Source organism: Martelella mediterranea (assembly GCF_004342225.1).
Taxonomy (GTDB): domain Bacteria; phylum Pseudomonadota; class Alphaproteobacteria; order Rhizobiales; family Rhizobiaceae; genus Martelella; species Martelella mediterranea_B.
In genome coordinates, this window is the sequence record NZ_SMAR01000003.1 from 176,585 (window position 1) to 193,792 (window position 17,208).

Here is a 17,208-nt window from a genome sequence, read left to right on the forward strand (position 1 = left end):
GAGGAGGTGATGCGTAAGTAGGATCCAGAGTTAGCGGGAATCAAATCCTGTTTGAGGATGTGCGGTTTTTAAGAAGGCCTCTGTTGAGGCTGACAAAGAGCCGGTTGCAAAGCCTCTGAAATAAGAAAAATGTGAATTGAGTAAAGGCTTGAACAATGTTGGCTGGATTTTTCGGATTGCAAACAACGATCTCTAGCACCGTGCGTGTTGAGGGTATTGGTGTGCATTCGGGGCGCCCGGCTGCAATTACCTTTCAACCTGCCGAGGCCAATACTGGCATCGTTTTCGAGCGCTATCAGGACGGTCAGCGCATCAGCGCTTATAAGGCGGTCACCGAAAATGTCGGGCCGACAGCACTTTGCACCGTTCTCGGCGACCGGCCCGAAACGTGGGTTGCGACCGTCGAACATGTCATGGCGGCCCTTTACGCATACGGCATCGATAACGTCGTGATTGCCGTTGAAGGCGGCGAGATGCCCATTATGGATGGCAGCTCTCGTGTGTTTGTAAATGCGCTTGAAGATGCAGGCATCGTCAAGCTGACCGAAAAACGCGGCTACCTCAGAGTGATGAAGACCGTACGGGTCGAAAGTGGTGCCGGCTGGGCCGAGTTCAGCCCGTTCGATGGCATGCGTTTCGATGTCGAGATTGATTTTGATACGCCCGTCATCGGCCGCCAGCGCTGGGCCGGTAATATGTCCGGGGAGGTCTTCCGTGATGAACTGGCCGGCGCACGTACTTTCGGCTTTATGCGTGATGTCGAGCAGGTATGGGCACGTGGTTTTGCACTCGGTTCTTCTCTGGAAAACTCCGTTGTCATCTCGGATGATGACCGTGTGATCAATCCCGAAGGTTTGCGTTTCAAGGACGAGTTCGCCCGTCATAAAACGCTCGATGCCGTTGGGGATGTCGCGATGATGGGCATGCGTTTTGCCGGTTGTTTCCGGTCTTATCGCGGTGGTCATGCGCTGAATGCCAAAGCTGTGCAGGCTCTTTTTGAAACGCCCGGCGCATGTGTCGTCACAACGCCGCGTGATACAATTTCAGGCTTTAAGCGCCGTGAAGATGCGGTTGCTGCAGAAGCCGTTTCCTGACACGTTTTGCTCAGGTATCAAGTGATTGATGAACCGGTCTTTCTTAGACCGGTTTTTTTATGTATGAGTTGCCTCCGGGTATTCTTATCTTCTCGTGGGAGACATTCGGTAAATCCGGCAAAGGAGATTGGCAGGCGGTTTAAATCCTGAAAGTGCGATAGCAGGTGTGCGTTGTTCAGGCACACATGATACAGCGCTTCAGTCGAACCGTGGGAGGCGCGTGTGTGATGGAGCACAGTTTCTCCCGGCTTAACTTTTGGGCTGAAACGATGACGAATTCTTCCGGGAGCAGATCTCGAGCGTAGATAGGACTGAATTTATGGCACGTCTTAAAGGCAATACGTCTCTAGCGTCGTTTCGTGCGGCCGCTCTTCCGTTCGCTCTTATTTTGAGTGCGGGCCTCGTTCTGGGCAGCTGCTCACGCGACAAAGACGTTGATATTACAACGCTGAAATATGAGTCCGATCCGCCACAGCAGCTTTATGATGAAGCACTGGCAAACATCAATGCCGGCAAAACCAGCGAAGCGCTCAGGAAATTCAAGGCTGTCCAGGATCAGAGCCCGCTTTCCGATTACGCGCGCAAGGCACTGGTGATGCAGACTTATATTCAGTACAGCTCACGCAAATATGAAGCGGCGGTCACATCCGGTCAGCGATATCTGGACCTCTATCCGAACTCTGAAGATGCTGCTTATGTTCAGTTTCTGGTCGGTCAGTCCTACTCGAAGCAGATTGTGAACGTCACGCAGGATCAGAGCTTCGCCGAAAGCACGATTGCGGCAATGCAGACCCTGATCGATAAATATCCCGATTCTGAATATGTCCCTCAGGCACGCGCCCAGATCCGCTATGCGCGTGACCAGATTGCCGGAAAAGATATGCAGATCGGTCGGTACTATCTGGAGCGCAAGGATTATCTTGCGGCCATTTCCCGTTTTGACAGCGTTGTTGATGATTATTCGGATACCAACCAGATTGAGGAAGCGCTTTACCGTCTGGTCGAAGCCTATTACGCAATGGGTATCGTTTCAGAGGCTCAGAACGCAGCCTGGGTGCTCGGCCGGAACTATCCGGACAGCAAGTGGTATGACCGGGCCTATTCGCTTCTCAACAAGAAGGGGCTGGAACCGCAGTCGGCCGGGCGCGGCTCTGACGTTTCCAGTGTAACCAACCGCTGACTATAGCCAACGCATTCGCCAGGGCGCGAAGATCATGATTGTTCAGCTTTCCATTCGCGACATCGTTTTGATCGAGCGGCTGGAGCTTCATCTCGGTGGCGGTCTTTCGGTTCTGACCGGAGAGACCGGCGCGGGAAAGTCGATCCTGCTCGATAGCCTGTCGCTGGCACTCGGTGCTCGCGGCGATGGCGGGCTTGTGCGTCACGGTCAGGACTCCGGGCAGGTAATCGCAGTGTTCGATGTGCCGATGAATCATCCGGCGCGTCTTTTTCTGCGTGAAAGTGGGCTGGATGATGAGGGCGACCTGATTTTCAGGCGTATGCAGTCTGCTGATGGTCGCACGCGGGCTTTCATCAACGATCAGTCTGTCAGTGTTCAGATGATGAAACAGGCTGGCCGGATGCTTGTCGAGATCCATGGTCAACATGATGAGCGTGCGCTTGTTGATATTGACGGACACCGGCGGCTTCTGGACGCATTTGGTGGGCTGACAGGCGAGGCCGACGCGCTCGGTGGCCTTTATCGCGGCTGGAAAGACGCTCAGAAACGGTTGAAGCAACACCGTGCCCGCGTTGAAGAAGCTGCTCGTGAAGCCGATTATCTCAGAGCGTCCGTTGAGGAACTGCAGGGGCTCGCGCCGATAGACGGCGAAGAAGATGAGCTTGCAGAACAGCGCGCTACGATGATGAAATCGGAGCGTATCGCCGGGGATATTTCCGAAGCGCTTGAGTTTTTAAACGGGAATGGCTCGCCGGTCCCGATGATTGCTTCGCTCGTGCGCCGGCTGGAGCGCAAGTCGCACGAAGCACCGGGACTTCTTGAAGATACGGTCAACTTTCTCGATTCAGCGCTGGATCAGCTCTCTTCCGCCCAGATGGAGGTCGAGGCAGCGCTGGAACGTGCGGCTTTTGATCCACATGAGCTTGAGCGTGTTGAAGAGAGGCTGTTTGCCTTGCGTGGTGCCTCGCGGAAATACAGTGTGCCGGTTTCTGAACTGCCTGCACTGGCCGAGCGAATGGTCGCCGATCTTGATGAACTCGACGCTGGCGAAGCCCGGCTTCAGGCGCTGACGGCAGAGGTGGACGCAGCGGAAAAGGCCTATCTCGAAGCTGCTGAAGCGCTTTCTTCAAAACGGAAGAAAGCCGCCGGGCAGCTGGATAAGGCGGTGATGGGTGAACTACCGGCGCTGAAACTGGAACGTGCCCGGTTTAACGCTGTGGTTGGAAGTGATTCTTCAGCCGCGACAGCAGATGGTATCGATACGGTTTCTTTCCAGGTGCAGACCAATCCGGGCACCAGGCCGGGGCCGATTATGAAAGTTGCCTCTGGTGGTGAGCTTTCACGTTTTCTGTTGGCGCTCAAAGTGGCGCTGGCCGATAAGGGGTCTGCACCGACACTGGTTTTTGATGAGATCGATACCGGAGTTGGCGGCGCTGTGGCCGATGCAATCGGTCAGCGGCTGAAACGTCTTGCCGAGAAAGTCCAGGTTCTCTCTGTTACGCATGCCCCGCAGGTTGCCGCCCGGGCGCAGGGCCATTTCCTGATTTCGAAGGCAAGTGCAGGAAAATCGAAAGACGATGCCGTTGCCACCAATGTCTCGGTTATCGGGCCAGATGAGCGGCAGGAAGAGATTGCCCGCATGCTGGCTGGTGCGAAGGTGACTGCAGAAGCCCGTGCGGCTGCTGCAAAGCTTCTGTCCGGCGACAGTTAGAGCGCCCGTGCATCCATTCGAATGCACAAAAGACGATGCTGTAAATGACACGCAACAGTCGCTTTCCAGACTGCATTGCATCACTATAAGCTTTCAACACCTGAAACGCCGAACTGACGGATTCTTTATGGAAGTCTTTCTGGAGCACTACTGGCCGCATATTCTGGCCGCGATTTCATTCATCCTCGGAGCGACTGCGGCAATCCACGCTGCGATGACGAAGGATGAGGTGCGCGCAGCGATCGGCTGGGTCGGCATTATCATGCTCTCGCCCATCCTTGGCGCGGCGATCTATGCCGTGGCCGGGATCAACCGGATGCGACGAGCCTCCGTGCGTGAGAAGCGCGATGCGCTTCAGGATCAGGTTGCCTTCGAAGAGCAGAGCCATCAGGTCGGACGCAGTAAAATTGTCGATGACTTTGGTACGCGCTTGGCCGCTTTGTGGACGCTGGGGGAAACCGTAACAGGGCTTCCGGCAACTGCGGGGAACCGGATACGCCTGTTGACCACGGGAGATGAAGCCTATGCCGCGATGCTTTCGGCTATTGATAATGCTGAGCGCTCCATCATTCTTGAAACCTATATCTTTGATTCAGACACCATTGGCCGCAAATTCGTTGAGAGCCTGGCCAACGCTGTGAAACGTGGCGTTGAAGTCCGGGTGCTGGTTGATTCCATCGGTGCGCGATATTCGCGGCCGCGCATCACAGGTCTCTTGCGTGAAAGAGGTATTCGGGTCGCAACGTTTAATGGCGCGGTGCTGCTGCGTATGCGGCTGCCTTACGCCAACCTCAGAACCCATCGGAAAATTCTGGTGGTCGATGGCGAGACAGCATTTGCCGGTGGTATGAATATTCGCGCGGCCTTTACCGGCCCCGATGCCGCGCATGACACGCATTTCGAGCTGAAAGGTGCCGCCGTCGCCGACTATCTTTCTGTCGCAGCTGCGGACTGGTTTTTTGAAACCGGTGAAGCGCTGGATGGCGATGCCTGGGACATCAATGACCCGGCGGCCCCCGGCGACGGCGTGGTGGCGCGTGTTGTGCCTTCGGGACCTGATCGTCATCTCGGGAATAACAACAAGATGATTATCGGCGCGCTGTCTGTGGCAGAAGAGCGGGTGACGATCATGTCTCCTTACTTCCTGCCCGACCGCGATCTTGTTTCGGCACTTGCGACTGCAGCGCGACGCGGGGTCGATGTGAAAATCATCGTACCGGGAAAGAACAATCTCGGCATGGTTGACCGGGCCATGACAGCGCAGTTTTCGGAAATCATTCGCGATGGCAGCAAGATTTTCAGAGACCGGGGACCATTCAACCATTCCAAGCTGATGACTATCGATGGAAAATGGTCCTATCTTGGATCATCCAATATGGATTCACGCTCCCTCAGACTGAATTTCGAGACTGATCTTGAAGTCTTCGATGAGGCGTTTGCAGCCGAGCTGGAAGCCCGTATCGCGCCGTCGCTGACCAATAGTGAGGCTGTTACACTGGAAAGCCTGAGAAAACGCCCCTTTATTTTCCGCCTCAGGGACCGCATCCTGTGGCTGGGCCTGCCTTATCTGTGAAGCCTTTTACCCTGTCCTAAACCATCACAATGACGGCTAAAGCGCATGAAACCTCCAAAATCACCCCTTGCTAATGCATTTCTGCGTTCTTTACGTGAAAACGGGAAGAGGCCGGATGCAGCGGTGCGCCTGGAAGGCGATGGGCTGCGTGTCGCGACTTACAATGTTCATAAATGCGTTGGTGTGGATGGGAAATTCGATCCTGATCGTGTCTTTGAAGTGATCCGTGAGGTGGAATCGGATCTGATCGCGCTTCAGGAGGCCGATACGCGCTTTGGTGAGCGGACCGGGCTTCTGGATCTTCACCGTCTCGAGGCCGAGACCGGACTTGTGGCTGTGCCTGTTCATGCCAGCGAGCGGGCACATGGCTGGCATGGCAATGTCCTTCTGTTTCGTGACGGTGCTGTGCGCGACATCCATCGCGAACAGCTTCCCGGTCTGGAGCCCAGAGGGGCTTTGCTGACAGAAATTGCGCTCAATAGCGGCCTTTCGCTGCAGGTCGTCGCTGTGCATCTGGGCCTCTTGCGCTGGGCGCGCCGTCAGCAGGCCGATCATATACTGAGCCTTCTTGGCCGCCGCGAAGATCAGCCAACCCTGATCATGGGCGATATGAACGAGTGGCGGCTGGGGCAGGGCTCGGCGCTGACGCGGTTTGAACAAGCCTTCGGTGCATTGCCGCCCGCTCGCGCAAGTTTTCCCGCCCGCTGGCCGGTTCTGGCGCTCGACAGGATTATCGCCAATCGGGAAGATCTGGTTGTTGATCTTGCTGCCCATGATTCGCCGCTTGCCCGTGTGGCGTCGGATCACCTTCCGCTGACTGCACTTTTGAACCCGGCGGCACTGATTGCGGGTGGAGACACGCCGGAAGGGCTTGCCGCAGAGGAACCCGACGCTTAAGAAAAATCGCGAAATCAGCGAGGGAATGCGGCCATGGCGGACGAGAAGAAAGCAGTCAACGATCTGACCGGCAATGAGGCGAAGGCCGAACTTGCGTTTCTGGCCGGAGAAATTGCCAGACACGATGCCGCCTATCATGGCAAGGATGCACCGGAAATCTCCGATGCTGAATATGATGCACTAAAGCAGCGCAATGACGCCATAGAAGCGCGTTTTCCCGATCTCGTTCGCGAGGACAGCCCTTCGCGAAGGGTTGGTGCGACGCCTTCTGAGGCTTTTGCGCAGATTACGCACACCGTGCCCATGCTTTCACTCGGAAATGTGTTTTCCGATGAGGATGTTCAGGATTTTATCGGCTCGGTTTACCGGTTTCTGGGGCAGCTGCCGGATCAGTCGATCGCCTTTACGGCAGAGCCGAAGATCGACGGGCTGTCTATGTCTTTGCGGTATGAAAACCGCGTACTGGTCAGTGGTGCGACGCGCGGTGACGGTGCCACTGGCGAGAATGTGACGGCGAATGTCCGCACCATCGGTGAAATACCGAATCGTCTTCCTGACGATGCGCCCGATGTCGTTGAGGTCCGGGGCGAAATCTATATGGCGAAGAGCGATTTTGCGGCTCTGAATTCAGCCTTGTCCGAGGCGGGTGAGAGGACCTATGTGAACCCGCGCAACACGGCTTCCGGCTCCTTGCGGCAGCTTGATCCGAAAGTGACGGAAACACGCAGGCTGAAGTTTTTCGCATATGCCTGGGGGGAAATGTCTGCGATGCCTGCCGATACGCAGATGGGCATGGTTGAGACATTTGAACGTTGGGGCTTTCCGGTCAATCCACTGATGAAGCGCCTTTACGCTGTGGGTGATCTGATCGCGCATTACCGGGAAATCGGGGTGCAGCGCGGTGATCTCGATTATGATATTGACGGTGTCGTCTACAAGGTTGACCGGCTGGATCTTCAGGCCCGCCTTGGCTTCCGTTCCCGTTCCCCGCGTTGGGCGACAGCGCATAAATTCCCTGCTGAGCAGGCGGTCACGCGACTGACGGCTATTGACATTCAGGTGGGGCGCACAGGCGCGCTGACCCCCGTTGCAAGGCTTGAACCGATCACGGTCGGTGGCGTTGTGGTGACTAATGCGACCCTGCACAACGAAGATTATATTGCCGGAAAAGGTTCCAGCGGGGAGCTGATCCGAGAGGGGCGCGATATCCGTGTTGGCGATTATGTGATTGTTCAGCGTGCCGGTGACGTGATTCCGCAAATCGTTGATATATTGCCGGAACGTCGGCCAGATGATGCTGTCGCTTATGCGTTTCCGCACCATTGCCCGGTATGTGGTGCCCATGCTGTGCGCGATATCAACGAGAAGACAGGCAAGGTCGACGCTGTTCGGCGTTGCACTGCCGGATTTTCATGCCGGGCACAGGCTGTTGAGCATCTGAAGCATTTCGTCTCCCGCAATGCCTTCGATATTGAAGGGCTGGGGGCCAAACAGGTCGATTTCTTCTTTGAACACGAGGATGCAGCGCTCTCGATCCGCACCGCGCCGGACATTTTTACGCTGGAGCGTCGGCAGGCTGAGGCGCTGACCAGTCTTGAAAATTTTAATGGCTGGGGACGGACATCCGTCGCCAATCTGTTCCGGTCGATCAATGATCGTCGCGAAATGCCGCTTCACCGCTTTATTTTCGCACTCGGTATCCGTCATGTCGGAGAAACCACGGCAAAGCTTCTGGCGCGCTCCTATGGCTCTTATACGACCTTTGAGGCGGCGATGCAGGCGGCTGCCGAGGGGCGCGGCGAGGTCTGGGACGACCTCAATAACATCGACGGCGTTGGAAGTGTGGTCGCGCGCACTATTGTTGATTTCTTCGCAGAAGAGCAGAACACCGACGTCATATCCCGTTTGCTGGAAGAAGTGACGCCGCTGGACGATAAACAGCGCGTTGACACCAGTAGCCCCGTCGCGGGCAAGACGGTTGTTTTCACCGGCTCTCTCGAAAAGATGACCCGTGACGAAGCCAAGGCCAAAGCCGAAAGTCTCGGCGCAAAGGTCTCCGGCTCTGTTTCGAAAAAGACAGATATTGTGGTGGCTGGTCCGGGCGCTGGCTCGAAGCTGAAAAAGGCGGAAGAGCTTGGCGTTCAGACGATGGATGAGGATGCGTGGCTGGCGCTGGTTGGCGGTTGAGCTGGCATTGTTATCCGTTTTTCGCTTGTTTTGGTTCTGTCGGTTCTTATCTTCGGATGAACTGCTTTCATCCTCGGAGGTCACGAATGCGCGGTTATAATCTCTCAGCTCTTGTCGGAAGCGCTATACTGGCTGGCACTTCGCTTGCGAATGCCGAGGAGGTGGGCGAAATCGGTGTTGACTGGGTCGGCAACGACATTGTGATCGAAGCTTTGCATGATCCGGAAGTGGAAGGTGTCACCTGCCATATCTCCTATTTCGATCGGTCGATGATTGATCGCCTTTCCAAAGGCAACTGGTTCGAGGATCCTTCAAATTCCTCAATTGCCTGCCGCCAGACAGGCCCCATCAGAATTGGCGATATCGAACTTGATGCAGGCGGCGAGGAGGTCTTCAAGGAAGGCCGCTCGCTGATCTTCAAGCAGCTTGTGATTGATCGTGTCTATGACCAGGCAAACGAAACGCTGATCTATCTGGCGCATACGCGGGAAATTACGGAAGGCTCGGCCAAGATGTCGATGTCCACTGTTCCGCTTTACGGTCAGGATGTGGTGTGGGAAAACGGTGCGCCATGAGACGTGCTGACGAAGCAGGAGGAGCATGATCGATGAGACTGGAGGCAAGTTGCCAGTGTGGCAAAGTGCATTTTTCGGTAGAAAGCAGAACACCTTATCCCTACCAGCGCTGCTATTGCAGCATATGCCGTAAAACAGGCGGAGGCGGTGGGTACGCGATCAATATCGGGGGAGATGCTGCCTCGCTTGACGTTTCAGGGGCCGAGCACAAGAGATTTTATCACGCCCGGATGCATGACGGCGAAAGCGAGGCAGAACGGCACTTCTGTGGCGTCTGCGGTAGTGCGCTTTACCTTTACGACCCGCGCTGGCCGGAGCTCGTGCACCCGGTTGCCTCTGCAGTCGATACACCGTTGCCAGTACCGCCGGAAACCGTGCATATCATGCTTGCCTCAAAGGCGTCGTGGGTAGATGTACCCGAAGGTGAGGGGCACGTCCATTTTGACGGCTATCCGGATCTGTCGCTGGAAGACTGGCATCGCAAACACGGGCTTCTCGAAACATGATTTCCGACGCATGAGCAGGTTATAGAAAATGAAAACATTCCGGCGGGTTTTGTGGGCATCTGTGGTGGTGATCTGCGCTGCGATCATCTGGCTTGTCTATGAGATCGGACAAACCAACAAGGAGATGATGGAAATTCCTCTCGGGCCTGAGTTCGCCTTGACTGCCGGAGACGGCAGCGAAATTACCGAAGCGGCACTGCGCGAAAAGCCGACAGCGTTGTTTTTCGGTTTTACGCATTGCCCTGAAGTTTGCCCGACCACGCTTTATGAACTGAACGGATGGCTTCATCAGGTGGATCCGGACGGCGACAAGATCAATGCTTATTGGGTCACGGTCGATCCGGAGCGCGATACACCCGAAATCATGCATCAGTATCTTTCCAATGTTTCGGACCGCATCGTTGGTATCTCGGGCGATCCGGACAAGGTTCACGCTATGATCGACGGCTTTGGTATCTATTATAAAAAAGTCCCGCTCGATCCAAATGAGCCGGATGGTGATTATACCATGGATCACAATGCGGCTGTTTTTCTGCTCAATGATGGCGGCGTCTTAAAGGGGACGATTGCCTATAGCGAAAACCCGGATACTGCGGTTCAAAAGCTGGAAAACCTCATCAAAGGCTGACGGCAAAGTCTTGCTTTCATCTGCCGGGGCACTTATTCGCTTGTAGGAAGATAACCAAGCGAGGGTAAACAGTTGAGCCAGATTCGTCTTTTCGTGACCACCAATGAGACTGGCGCAGGCCTGGTCCTGAACGGGCTTTCGGAGATGCTCGGAGAGGCACCTTACGCGCTGGCGACCATGGAAATCGATGAAAAGGCGAATGTCTGGGAGGCTTCAGTTTATCTGGATGAGAGCGAAGAGGACATTTTGAGTGGCGTTTTCGCCGGTGTTCTTGAAGGCTTGTTTCCTGATCAGACTCCGTCGGTCGAGAAGGAAGTGATCCCGGAGATCGACTGGATCGCGAAATCTCTGGAAGGTCTTAAACCCGTCCGGGCCGGGCGGTTTCTGGTTCACGGCTCGCATGATGGCGACAAGGTGCGCCCCGGAGATCTCGCTATAGAAATCGATGCCGGACAGGCTTTCGGAACCGGTCACCACGGCACGACGATGGGGTGTCTGGAAATGATCGATGCGGTCTTGAAATCATCAAAGCCGCTGAATGCGCTTGATCTGGGCACGGGAACCGGTGTTCTGGCGATGGCAGTGCGCAAACTCCGTCATATCCCGGTGCTGGCGACGGATATTGATCCGGTCGCCGTGCGCGTTGCGCGCTGGAATGCACGACGCAACGACATTGTCGGCGGCATCGACTTTGTGACAGCGCCGGGTTTCCACCATAGCGCATTCAAGCTTTACGGCCCGTTCGATCTGATCATTGCCAATATCCTCGCCCGTCCGCTGATGAAGCTGGCGCCGGGGCTTAAAAACACATTGGCTGCGGGCGGAACTGTTATTCTGTCAGGCATTCTCGCCGAGCAGCGCTATAAAGTGCTTGCCGCCTATAATGCGCAAGGGCTGTGCCACGTTCACACCGTGTGGCGCGATGGCTGGGTCACTCTTCTCTTGAAACGCTGATGCGGTGAGAAGCCGAATGGCGTGAACCGGCACATGCGTTTCAGTTTTGGAGCGCAAGCCTGATCCCGGCCTCTTCTTCGTGAATGATGCTGCGTTCCTGCTTTCTTTGGACGCGCTCCTGCTGCGGCGAACAGTGATAAATCTCACGGTAGCACTTGGAAAAATGTGAGGCTGACACAAAGCCGCAGGCGACCGCGACGTCGACAACAGGCATCGCCGACTGGGCCAGAAGGCGGCGGGCACGGTCAAGCCGGATTTCGAGATAATACCGTGCTGGCGACCGGCCCATTTCCTGCCGGAATAACCGCTCGATCTGCCGTCGTGACAGCCCGACAGCGCCTGCAATTTCAATCAGTGACAGTGGCTCAGCCAGATTCGCTTCCATCAGCTCGATAATTTGCAAAACCTTGCCGTTTTGAACGCCGAGGCGGGCTTTTAGCGGCAGGCGCTGGCGTTCGGAAGACGGACGAACACGGTCTGTCAGCGCCTGTTCACAGATGGCGCTGACAAGCCCATCGCCAAACTCGCGGCCAATCAGCCAGAGCATTATATCGAGCGAAGCGGTTCCGCCTGCACTGGTGTAGATGTTCCGGTCGACTTCAAAGAGATCGGCATGCGCATCAATCTCCGGCCAGGTTTCCGAAAATCCAGGAAGATTTTCCCAGTGGATCGCACAGCGTTTGCCTTTCAAAAGTCCGGCACGCGCCAGAAGCTCCGCCGCTGTGCACATGCTGCCAATGCCACAACCACGGTTGTTCAGCTCACGCAGCCACGCGTTGAAGGACTTATTGTCATAGTCTTCGACATTGACACCGGAGCAGATGAAGACGAGGTCAGGGCGGTTCTCACCCATCAGTGCACGACGCTCTTCCGTCAGAGAGCTTTCACTTTCTATGGCAATGCCGCTTGAAGAGAAAACCTTGCCGCCGAAGTCAGAGGCAACACGCCAGCGATATGCGTCGATCCCAAGCATTCTGTTGGCAATGCGCAAACTCTCGATCGCGCCCACGAACGGGAGCAGGGAGAAACCGGGTATCAAGTAGAAGACGAATGATCTCACCATTGCGCATGCACCGCCTAAGTTGAAGCCGTAGCCGAAGACCGAAAATTTAATTTCTTCAAGAAATCGGTATGCCAATTGTCTGTTTACGACACTGACATAGACAATAGCGTCGGGGAAGAGCGTGTTCCTGCACTTTGGCAATTTTGTGCCGGACTTAGGGCCGTCGAGATCGCAAGTGTTGCCGAATTGACAATAAACAAGTGACGTATTTCTTATGTTTCTTTTGCTGCACCGCAGCAAAAACACGTCAATCTGCTGAGTGTTATGGTGCGCCCGTTGACCTATTTGAGCGCACCATACTTGCTTTTCTTCTTCATCAGTCCTGCCGCCAGAATCTGTCATCGGAAAAAATATCCTGACGCAGATGTGGCGGAACCGCAGCTCCATTACGATCGTGCTCAGACCTTCGGGTATGTCCGGAGGGTGTTGAAAAGAGCGAGGTGATGGGGGCGATAAAATGATGAAGGAGGGTAAACAGGGTCATTTCTTTCTCCGTGCTTCTTCTGTGCATTTGCGTTGATGGAGAAAGGATGAGACATCTTTGACATTCAATCAAACGAAATGATATTAGTGTATAAGTCAAAATAATTGAACATAAGGGGGGTGATTATGGTCGGCCTTTTGCAGACCCCATTACCGGTTCTGGATAATGATATCCTCAGAACCTTTGTTGCAATTGCTGAATCCGGTAGTTTTTCGGCAGCTGCTGAGGTCGTGTTCAGAACGCCTTCGGCTGTTTCGATGCAGATCAAACGGCTTGAAGAGCAATTGGGTGTTTCGCTTTTCGTTCGTGATGCGCGCTCTGTGGTTTTGACCGACAGCGGCGAAACGCTTCTGGCCTATGCCCGGCGAATGCTGGCACTTTCTAACGAGGCAATGTCGCGGTTCCGGCACCCGGAGATGCATGGCGTTGTTCGTCTTGGGGCAACTGACGATGTGGGAGAACGCATTCTTCCCACCGTCCTCAAGCAATTCTCGGCAGCCTTTCCCGGCGTTATGGTTGACGTCACAGTTGACCGCAGCCGATCGCTTGAAAAGCGGCTGCGCGCTCAGAAGCTTGACCTGACGATACTAAATGCACCGTCAGATTTTTCAGATGAATTTCCCTCAGAACGCATTTTGCATGAAAAGCTTGTCTGGGTCGGTGCGCGTGGCGGAACCGCTTATCTCAAAGACCCGGTACCGGTGTCCATGTGGGAAAGTACGTGTGCCTGGCGCAATGAAGCGGTGGCTCGCCTTTCGGCTGCTGGTAAACGCTACCGCGTAGCCTATCTGAGCGCAACAACCCTGGTTCAGCGCGCAGCTGTCCTCGCAGATCTCGCAGTGGCACCAATGGGCGCGTATTACGTAACTGATGATATGGAAGTGCTTGGTGAAAGCCAGGGCCTGCCTGATCTCGGCTATTATGATGTGCGGCTGATGTTTTCCACGCAGGGCGGCGAGCTGATTGATGCTGTGGCAGACGCGATCAGGAATTCTTATCGCTCGGTTGAGGTGCATAGCCGGGTCGCCTGATCGAGAGGCAGTTTCACAAAAGAAATGCCAGCAATGCGCCAGCTGCCAGAACAACCATGGCGGCAACGATGATCGCGACGACGCCCAGCAGCATTCCGACGACGATGCCATAGCCATCCCGCTCGGTCAGCGACAGACCGATAATGGCAAGAGCAAGTGCCGGTAGCCAGTTTCCAAATGGGATCGGGATAAAAACCACAATCGACAGGACCACTGAGAACGCGCCCAAAACCCGCTCTGAGCGCCGGGTGGTGAGAAACCATGCTCTTGGTTTGATTGCGGCCTCAATCCGCTCGAGCCAGGGAAGGATTTGCTCCAGAAGCTTCATCGCGCGCGCACCGTCGGCAGAGAGGTTGGCGAGCCGCTTTGGCAGCCAGATCCTGTTGTAGCGTGACGCCAGCATTTGCCATGAGACCATTATGAGCGGCAAACCGAGGATCAGTGTTGCACCCGGTGGCAGCGGAATCAGATTGGGAAGCGCAAAGACCACGAGAAATGCACCAAATGACCGGTCTGCGAGCAATTCATCAAGCTGATTGAGGCTGATGCGCCCGTCTGCGCCCGGTGTGAGGCGGCTTAAAACGGATGAAAGACTTTCGCTCTGGATTTGAGCGCCCGACAATCCGTCGTGCGGATTTTCCATGTTCACTGAGGCCCTCGCGCCTTGTTTGATCATAACAATATGTACCAGGCTTCCATGTAGGGGCAGAGGCAGAACATGGAAAGGTCCTGGAAAGTGCTTCCGGCTGTGGAAAGCCTGTGGATAAATATGTGGAAAGACTGTGCGCAAAGCCTGAAAAGACTGTGGGTTTCGTGTGAAAACCAGTGAAGCATCAAGCAGGTTTGATTTGGGTGATCTTCGTGCCGCCATGGCTTCAGGCGAATGCCAGCGATATGAGAAAAGGGAACCAAACCATCGCTGTCGCGTTGATTGCCTGAAAACGAAAGATCAGGAGTATTCAATGCTGAAGAGAAAACTTCTCGCTATTATTTTTATGTTCGGTCTTGGTGCCGCTGTTACATCCTGCGGCAATACGATCGAAGGTATGGGGCAGGATACTGCGAACGCGATTGATGCGACACAGGATGCAGGGCGTTCGATCGATAACGCCGCGCAATAAAATATCCATTGCATTTCAATGAAAATCAGAAGCGCCCGGGACATGAAATGCCCGGGCTTTTTTGTTCAGAATGCGTTCTGCCAGCCATTATAAAACGGATGATCCGCCATAACCGGCAGCGCGACGGCGCTGTATGTCTTGGCTGACCAATAGCATGCTGTCGCAAAATCAAGGCTCTGGCGCGCATCGGCAAGCGTCAGAGGCAATGGTGTCTTATTGCAGATGGCTTTATGAAACTCGCGCATCTGGCCGGCAAAGCGGGCCGGCGGCGGTGTGAAATTCTTCAGGGCAGCATCGATCCGCGCAGCAATATCGTCATTCGCCGGTACGACTTTCCATGGCTCGCCGCCGGGGTTATAGGGCGTGCGGTCGCTTTCAAATGTTACATTCTCAAAGCAGAGGCGAAGCCGGCTCAGCTGCTCAATGGAACCGGTTGTGGCGGATATGGTGGCTAGCGCACCGCATTTCATATCGAGACTTATGCTGGCGCAGTCTTCCACCTCAATGGGGTTAACGCGGGTGGCCATACGGGCGAACAGGGAGCGCGCCGGTCCCAGAAGATAAAACAGAAGATCATTGAGATGGATGGCGTGGTTCATGAGCGTGCCGCCAAGGGCACCTTCCCATGTTCGCCGCCATTCGCGCTCATAATATGCGGCGTCCCGGTGCCAGTGAACTTCGCATGTGGCGATGTAAGGCTTACCGGCAATGCCTGAATCGATGATATGCTTGGCCTTCTGGACACCATCATTGTAGCGGTACTGCATGATAGGCATGACGTGAGTGGTCGAACGGGATTCTGCTTCCAGAAGCATGTCGATATCAGCCAGTGAGCCAACCAGCGGCTTCTCGCAAATGACATGTTTACCGGCCTTCAGCGCGGCAAGTATCATATCGCGATGGGTGCCCGGCGGGGTGCAAATATCGATAATGTCGATATCGTCCATGGCGAGCAAAGCCTCGAAGTCCTGTTCGCGGCGCTCAATACCGAAAGCATCGCCTGTCGATTGAAGCCGCTCTTTATTGCGGTCGCAGATCGCGGCGACTTCAAAAAGCTCGGAATTGGCGTGGAAGCCATCTTCGATGTGACTGCGCCCAATTCCGAGACCTGTCACGGCGACTTTCAGCTTTCTTGTCATTTAGTCATCCTGAAATGTGGTAGCGTCCAGCTGTTCGGCCATGTTCTGCGCTCTGAGCGCAAGCTCCGTGGCCTTGAAACAGCGTTCCTGCGGCATTGCCGTTTCGCTTCGGTTCAGAATATCCGAAACCAAAGCGTTGCCGTAGGTGAGAGGAACTTCGCTGCAATCAATATATCGCGTGGCCTCCCGATCCACGAGAAAAAGATGGTCTTTTCCGGCGCGCCCTTCGACATCGATCAGCTTGCGCAATTCGATTGTCCCTTCACTGCCGACAATAAACATCCGGCCATCGCCCCAGACGGGCAGACCTTCCGGTGTCATCCAGTCGACACGCAGATAGCCGGTTGTGATGCCAGAGCGCAAGTGTATATCGCCATAGTCCTGCAATTCGCAATCGTGCGGATTGGCCTTGTTGGCAACGCTGGCGGAAAGAACTTCGGCGTCGGTTTGCCCGGAAAAATGGAGAAACTGCTCGCACTGATGGCATGCCAGATCGACAAGAATGCCGCCATATGCCGTGCGACGGAAAAACCAGGGATCCCGCGTTTTTCTGCGCAGACGGTGCGGCCCCATGCCGGTGATATGCAGGACTTTACCGATTGCTCCGCTCTCGATCAGCTGTCCTGCCTTGATCGAGCAGCGGCTTTGCAGGCGCTCGCCGAAGTAAACTGAGAGAATGCGACCGGTTTCAGTCTGAACGGTTCGCAGGCGTTTTAGCTGTTCCAGTGTTGTTGCCGCTGGCTTGTCGAGCAAGACGTCTTTGCCACGGCGCATCGCAGAAATCGCAATATCCGTGCGCTCATTCGGAATGGCGGCACTGACGATCAGGTCGATAGAAGGGTCATCAAGAAGTCTTTCGGCAACATCAGCGCGCGGCGTATCCGGATAGGTTTGCCTGAAAGCGTCGGCCAGGTGATCTTCTCTGGCGAAAAATCCCGCAAGTCTGACACCCGCATCCATCAGCAGGCGAACCTGTCCGTAGATGTGGTTGTGATTGAGGCCGATAACGGCCATGCGCAAGTTGGTCACTGCAATCCTTCTCGGGAATCAACTCTCTCTGGAAAA

General features: G+C 55.1%; 17 protein-coding genes. 12 read left to right on the top strand and 5 right to left on the bottom strand.

Annotated elements, in window-relative coordinates; all coding sequences use genetic code 11:
• Positions 1–155 precede the first annotated feature (155 nt).
• From lpxC to EDC90_RS03665, 10 genes are all read left to right on the top strand, one after another.
• Entirely contained in the window at positions 156–1,094 is a 939-nt protein-coding gene (lpxC, locus tag EDC90_RS03620) for a UDP-3-O-acyl-N-acetylglucosamine deacetylase (protein WP_132308639.1), read from the top strand.
• 319 nt (positions 1,095–1,413) lie between these two features.
• Positions 1,414–2,274, top strand: a complete 861-nt coding sequence (locus EDC90_RS03625) for an outer membrane protein assembly factor BamD (protein WP_132308641.1) — start codon at positions 1,414–1,416, stop codon at positions 2,272–2,274.
• Between the two features lie 34 nt (positions 2,275–2,308).
• Positions 2,309–3,985: a DNA repair protein RecN gene (gene recN, locus EDC90_RS03630; RefSeq protein ID WP_132308643.1), complete on the top strand. Its 1,677-nt coding sequence runs from the start codon at positions 2,309–2,311 to the stop codon at positions 3,983–3,985.
• Between the two features lie 127 nt (positions 3,986–4,112).
• On the top strand, positions 4,113–5,558 hold the full coding sequence (locus EDC90_RS03635; protein ID WP_132308645.1) for a phospholipase D-like domain-containing protein: 1,446 nt from the start codon (positions 4,113–4,115) through the stop codon (positions 5,556–5,558).
• Positions 5,559–5,603: 45 nt separating this feature from the next.
• The gene (locus EDC90_RS03640) at positions 5,604–6,455 is read left to right on the top strand and encodes an endonuclease/exonuclease/phosphatase family protein (RefSeq protein ID WP_132308647.1); all 852 of its coding nucleotides are present in this window, start codon (positions 5,604–5,606) and stop codon (positions 6,453–6,455) included.
• Positions 6,456–6,488: 33 nt separating this feature from the next.
• Complete coding sequence (gene ligA, locus EDC90_RS03645; RefSeq protein ID WP_132308649.1) at positions 6,489–8,642, top strand: NAD-dependent DNA ligase LigA; 2,154 nt, start codon at positions 6,489–6,491, stop codon at positions 8,640–8,642.
• 86 nt (positions 8,643–8,728) lie between these two features.
• Positions 8,729–9,217, top strand: coding sequence for a CreA family protein (locus EDC90_RS03650; RefSeq protein WP_245510915.1), 489 nt, complete (start codon positions 8,729–8,731; stop codon positions 9,215–9,217).
• A 32-nt stretch (positions 9,218–9,249) separates the two neighbouring features.
• Entirely contained in the window at positions 9,250–9,723 is a 474-nt protein-coding gene (locus tag EDC90_RS03655) for a GFA family protein (RefSeq protein ID WP_132308654.1), read from the top strand.
• Positions 9,724–9,751: 28 nt separating this feature from the next.
• A complete protein-coding gene (locus EDC90_RS03660) occupies positions 9,752–10,351 on the top strand; it encodes an SCO family protein (RefSeq protein WP_132308656.1) in 600 nt (199 codons plus the stop codon).
• Positions 10,352–10,423: 72 nt separating this feature from the next.
• Positions 10,424–11,305 (top strand): 50S ribosomal protein L11 methyltransferase, encoded by an 882-nt coding sequence (locus EDC90_RS03665; protein ID WP_132308658.1) that lies wholly within the window; start codon positions 10,424–10,426, stop codon positions 11,303–11,305.
• Between the two features lie 40 nt (positions 11,306–11,345).
• Here the strand turns inward: EDC90_RS03665 and EDC90_RS03670 are convergent, their stop codons facing one another.
• Both EDC90_RS03670 and EDC90_RS20800 read right to left on the bottom strand, forming a co-directional pair.
• Positions 11,346–12,368: a GlxA family transcriptional regulator gene (locus EDC90_RS03670; RefSeq protein ID WP_132308660.1), complete on the bottom strand. Its 1,023-nt coding sequence runs from the start codon at positions 12,366–12,368 to the stop codon at positions 11,346–11,348.
• A 316-nt stretch (positions 12,369–12,684) separates the two neighbouring features.
• Positions 12,685–12,852 carry a hypothetical protein gene (locus EDC90_RS20800; RefSeq protein WP_165972718.1) on the bottom strand — a complete coding sequence of 56 codons (168 nt, stop codon included), beginning with the start codon at positions 12,850–12,852 and terminating at the stop codon, positions 12,685–12,687.
• Positions 12,853–12,977: 125 nt separating this feature from the next.
• On the opposite strand from EDC90_RS20800, the gene EDC90_RS03675 reads away from it, so the two are divergent.
• Positions 12,978–13,883, top strand: a complete 906-nt coding sequence (locus tag EDC90_RS03675; protein ID WP_132308662.1) for a LysR family transcriptional regulator — start codon at positions 12,978–12,980, stop codon at positions 13,881–13,883.
• 13 nt (positions 13,884–13,896) lie between these two features.
• On the opposite strand, the gene EDC90_RS03680 is transcribed toward EDC90_RS03675, so the two are convergent.
• Positions 13,897–14,526, bottom strand: coding sequence for an exopolysaccharide biosynthesis protein (locus EDC90_RS03680; protein WP_132308664.1), 630 nt, complete (start codon positions 14,524–14,526; stop codon positions 13,897–13,899).
• Between the two features lie 352 nt (positions 14,527–14,878).
• Here EDC90_RS03680 and EDC90_RS03685 point away from each other — a divergent pair, with 352 nt between their 5' ends.
• Entirely contained in the window at positions 14,879–15,004 is a 126-nt protein-coding gene (locus EDC90_RS03685) for an entericidin (protein WP_165972721.1), read from the top strand.
• Positions 15,005–15,069: 65 nt separating this feature from the next.
• Here EDC90_RS03685 and EDC90_RS03690 read toward each other — a convergent pair whose 3' ends face one another.
• Positions 15,070–16,143 carry a Gfo/Idh/MocA family protein gene (locus EDC90_RS03690; RefSeq protein WP_132308667.1) on the bottom strand — a complete coding sequence of 358 codons (1,074 nt, stop codon included), beginning with the start codon at positions 16,141–16,143 and terminating at the stop codon, positions 15,070–15,072.
• A complete protein-coding gene (locus tag EDC90_RS03695) occupies positions 16,144–17,172 on the bottom strand; it encodes a Gfo/Idh/MocA family protein (RefSeq protein WP_132308669.1) in 1,029 nt (342 codons plus the stop codon).
• Between the last annotated feature and the right edge of the window lie 36 nt (positions 17,173–17,208).

Excerpts from the sequence above, each read along its gene's own strand:
- EDC90_RS03640 (WP_132308647.1), top strand. The coding sequence starts at position 5,604 with ATGAAACCTCCAAAATCACCCCTTGCTAATGCATTTCTGCGTTCTTTA.
- EDC90_RS03660 (WP_132308656.1), top strand. The coding sequence starts at position 9,752 with ATGAAAACATTCCGGCGGGTTTTGTGGGCATCTGTGGTGGTGATCTGC.
- EDC90_RS03675 (WP_132308662.1), top strand. The coding sequence starts at position 12,978 with ATGGTCGGCCTTTTGCAGACCCCATTACCGGTTCTGGATAATGATATC.
- EDC90_RS03685 (WP_165972721.1), top strand. The coding sequence starts at position 14,879 with ATGTTCGGTCTTGGTGCCGCTGTTACATCCTGCGGCAATACGATCGAA.
- EDC90_RS03690 (WP_132308667.1), bottom strand. The coding sequence starts at position 16,143 with ATGACAAGAAAGCTGAAAGTCGCCGTGACAGGTCTCGGAATTGGGCGC.
- recN (WP_132308643.1), top strand. The coding sequence starts at position 2,309 with ATGATTGTTCAGCTTTCCATTCGCGACATCGTTTTGATCGAGCGGCTG.
- ligA (WP_132308649.1), top strand. The coding sequence starts at position 6,489 with ATGGCGGACGAGAAGAAAGCAGTCAACGATCTGACCGGCAATGAGGCG.
- EDC90_RS03650 (WP_245510915.1), top strand. The coding sequence starts at position 8,729 with ATGCGCGGTTATAATCTCTCAGCTCTTGTCGGAAGCGCTATACTGGCT.
- EDC90_RS20800 (WP_165972718.1), bottom strand. The coding sequence starts at position 12,852 with ATGACCCTGTTTACCCTCCTTCATCATTTTATCGCCCCCATCACCTCG.
- EDC90_RS03655 (WP_132308654.1), top strand. The coding sequence starts at position 9,250 with ATGAGACTGGAGGCAAGTTGCCAGTGTGGCAAAGTGCATTTTTCGGTA.
- EDC90_RS03625 (WP_132308641.1), top strand. The coding sequence starts at position 1,414 with ATGGCACGTCTTAAAGGCAATACGTCTCTAGCGTCGTTTCGTGCGGCC.
- EDC90_RS03680 (WP_132308664.1), bottom strand. The coding sequence starts at position 14,526 with ATGGAAAATCCGCACGACGGATTGTCGGGCGCTCAAATCCAGAGCGAA.
- EDC90_RS03670 (WP_132308660.1), bottom strand. The coding sequence starts at position 12,368 with ATGGTGAGATCATTCGTCTTCTACTTGATACCCGGTTTCTCCCTGCTC.
- lpxC (WP_132308639.1), top strand. The coding sequence starts at position 156 with ATGTTGGCTGGATTTTTCGGATTGCAAACAACGATCTCTAGCACCGTG.
- EDC90_RS03635 (WP_132308645.1), top strand. The coding sequence starts at position 4,113 with ATGGAAGTCTTTCTGGAGCACTACTGGCCGCATATTCTGGCCGCGATT.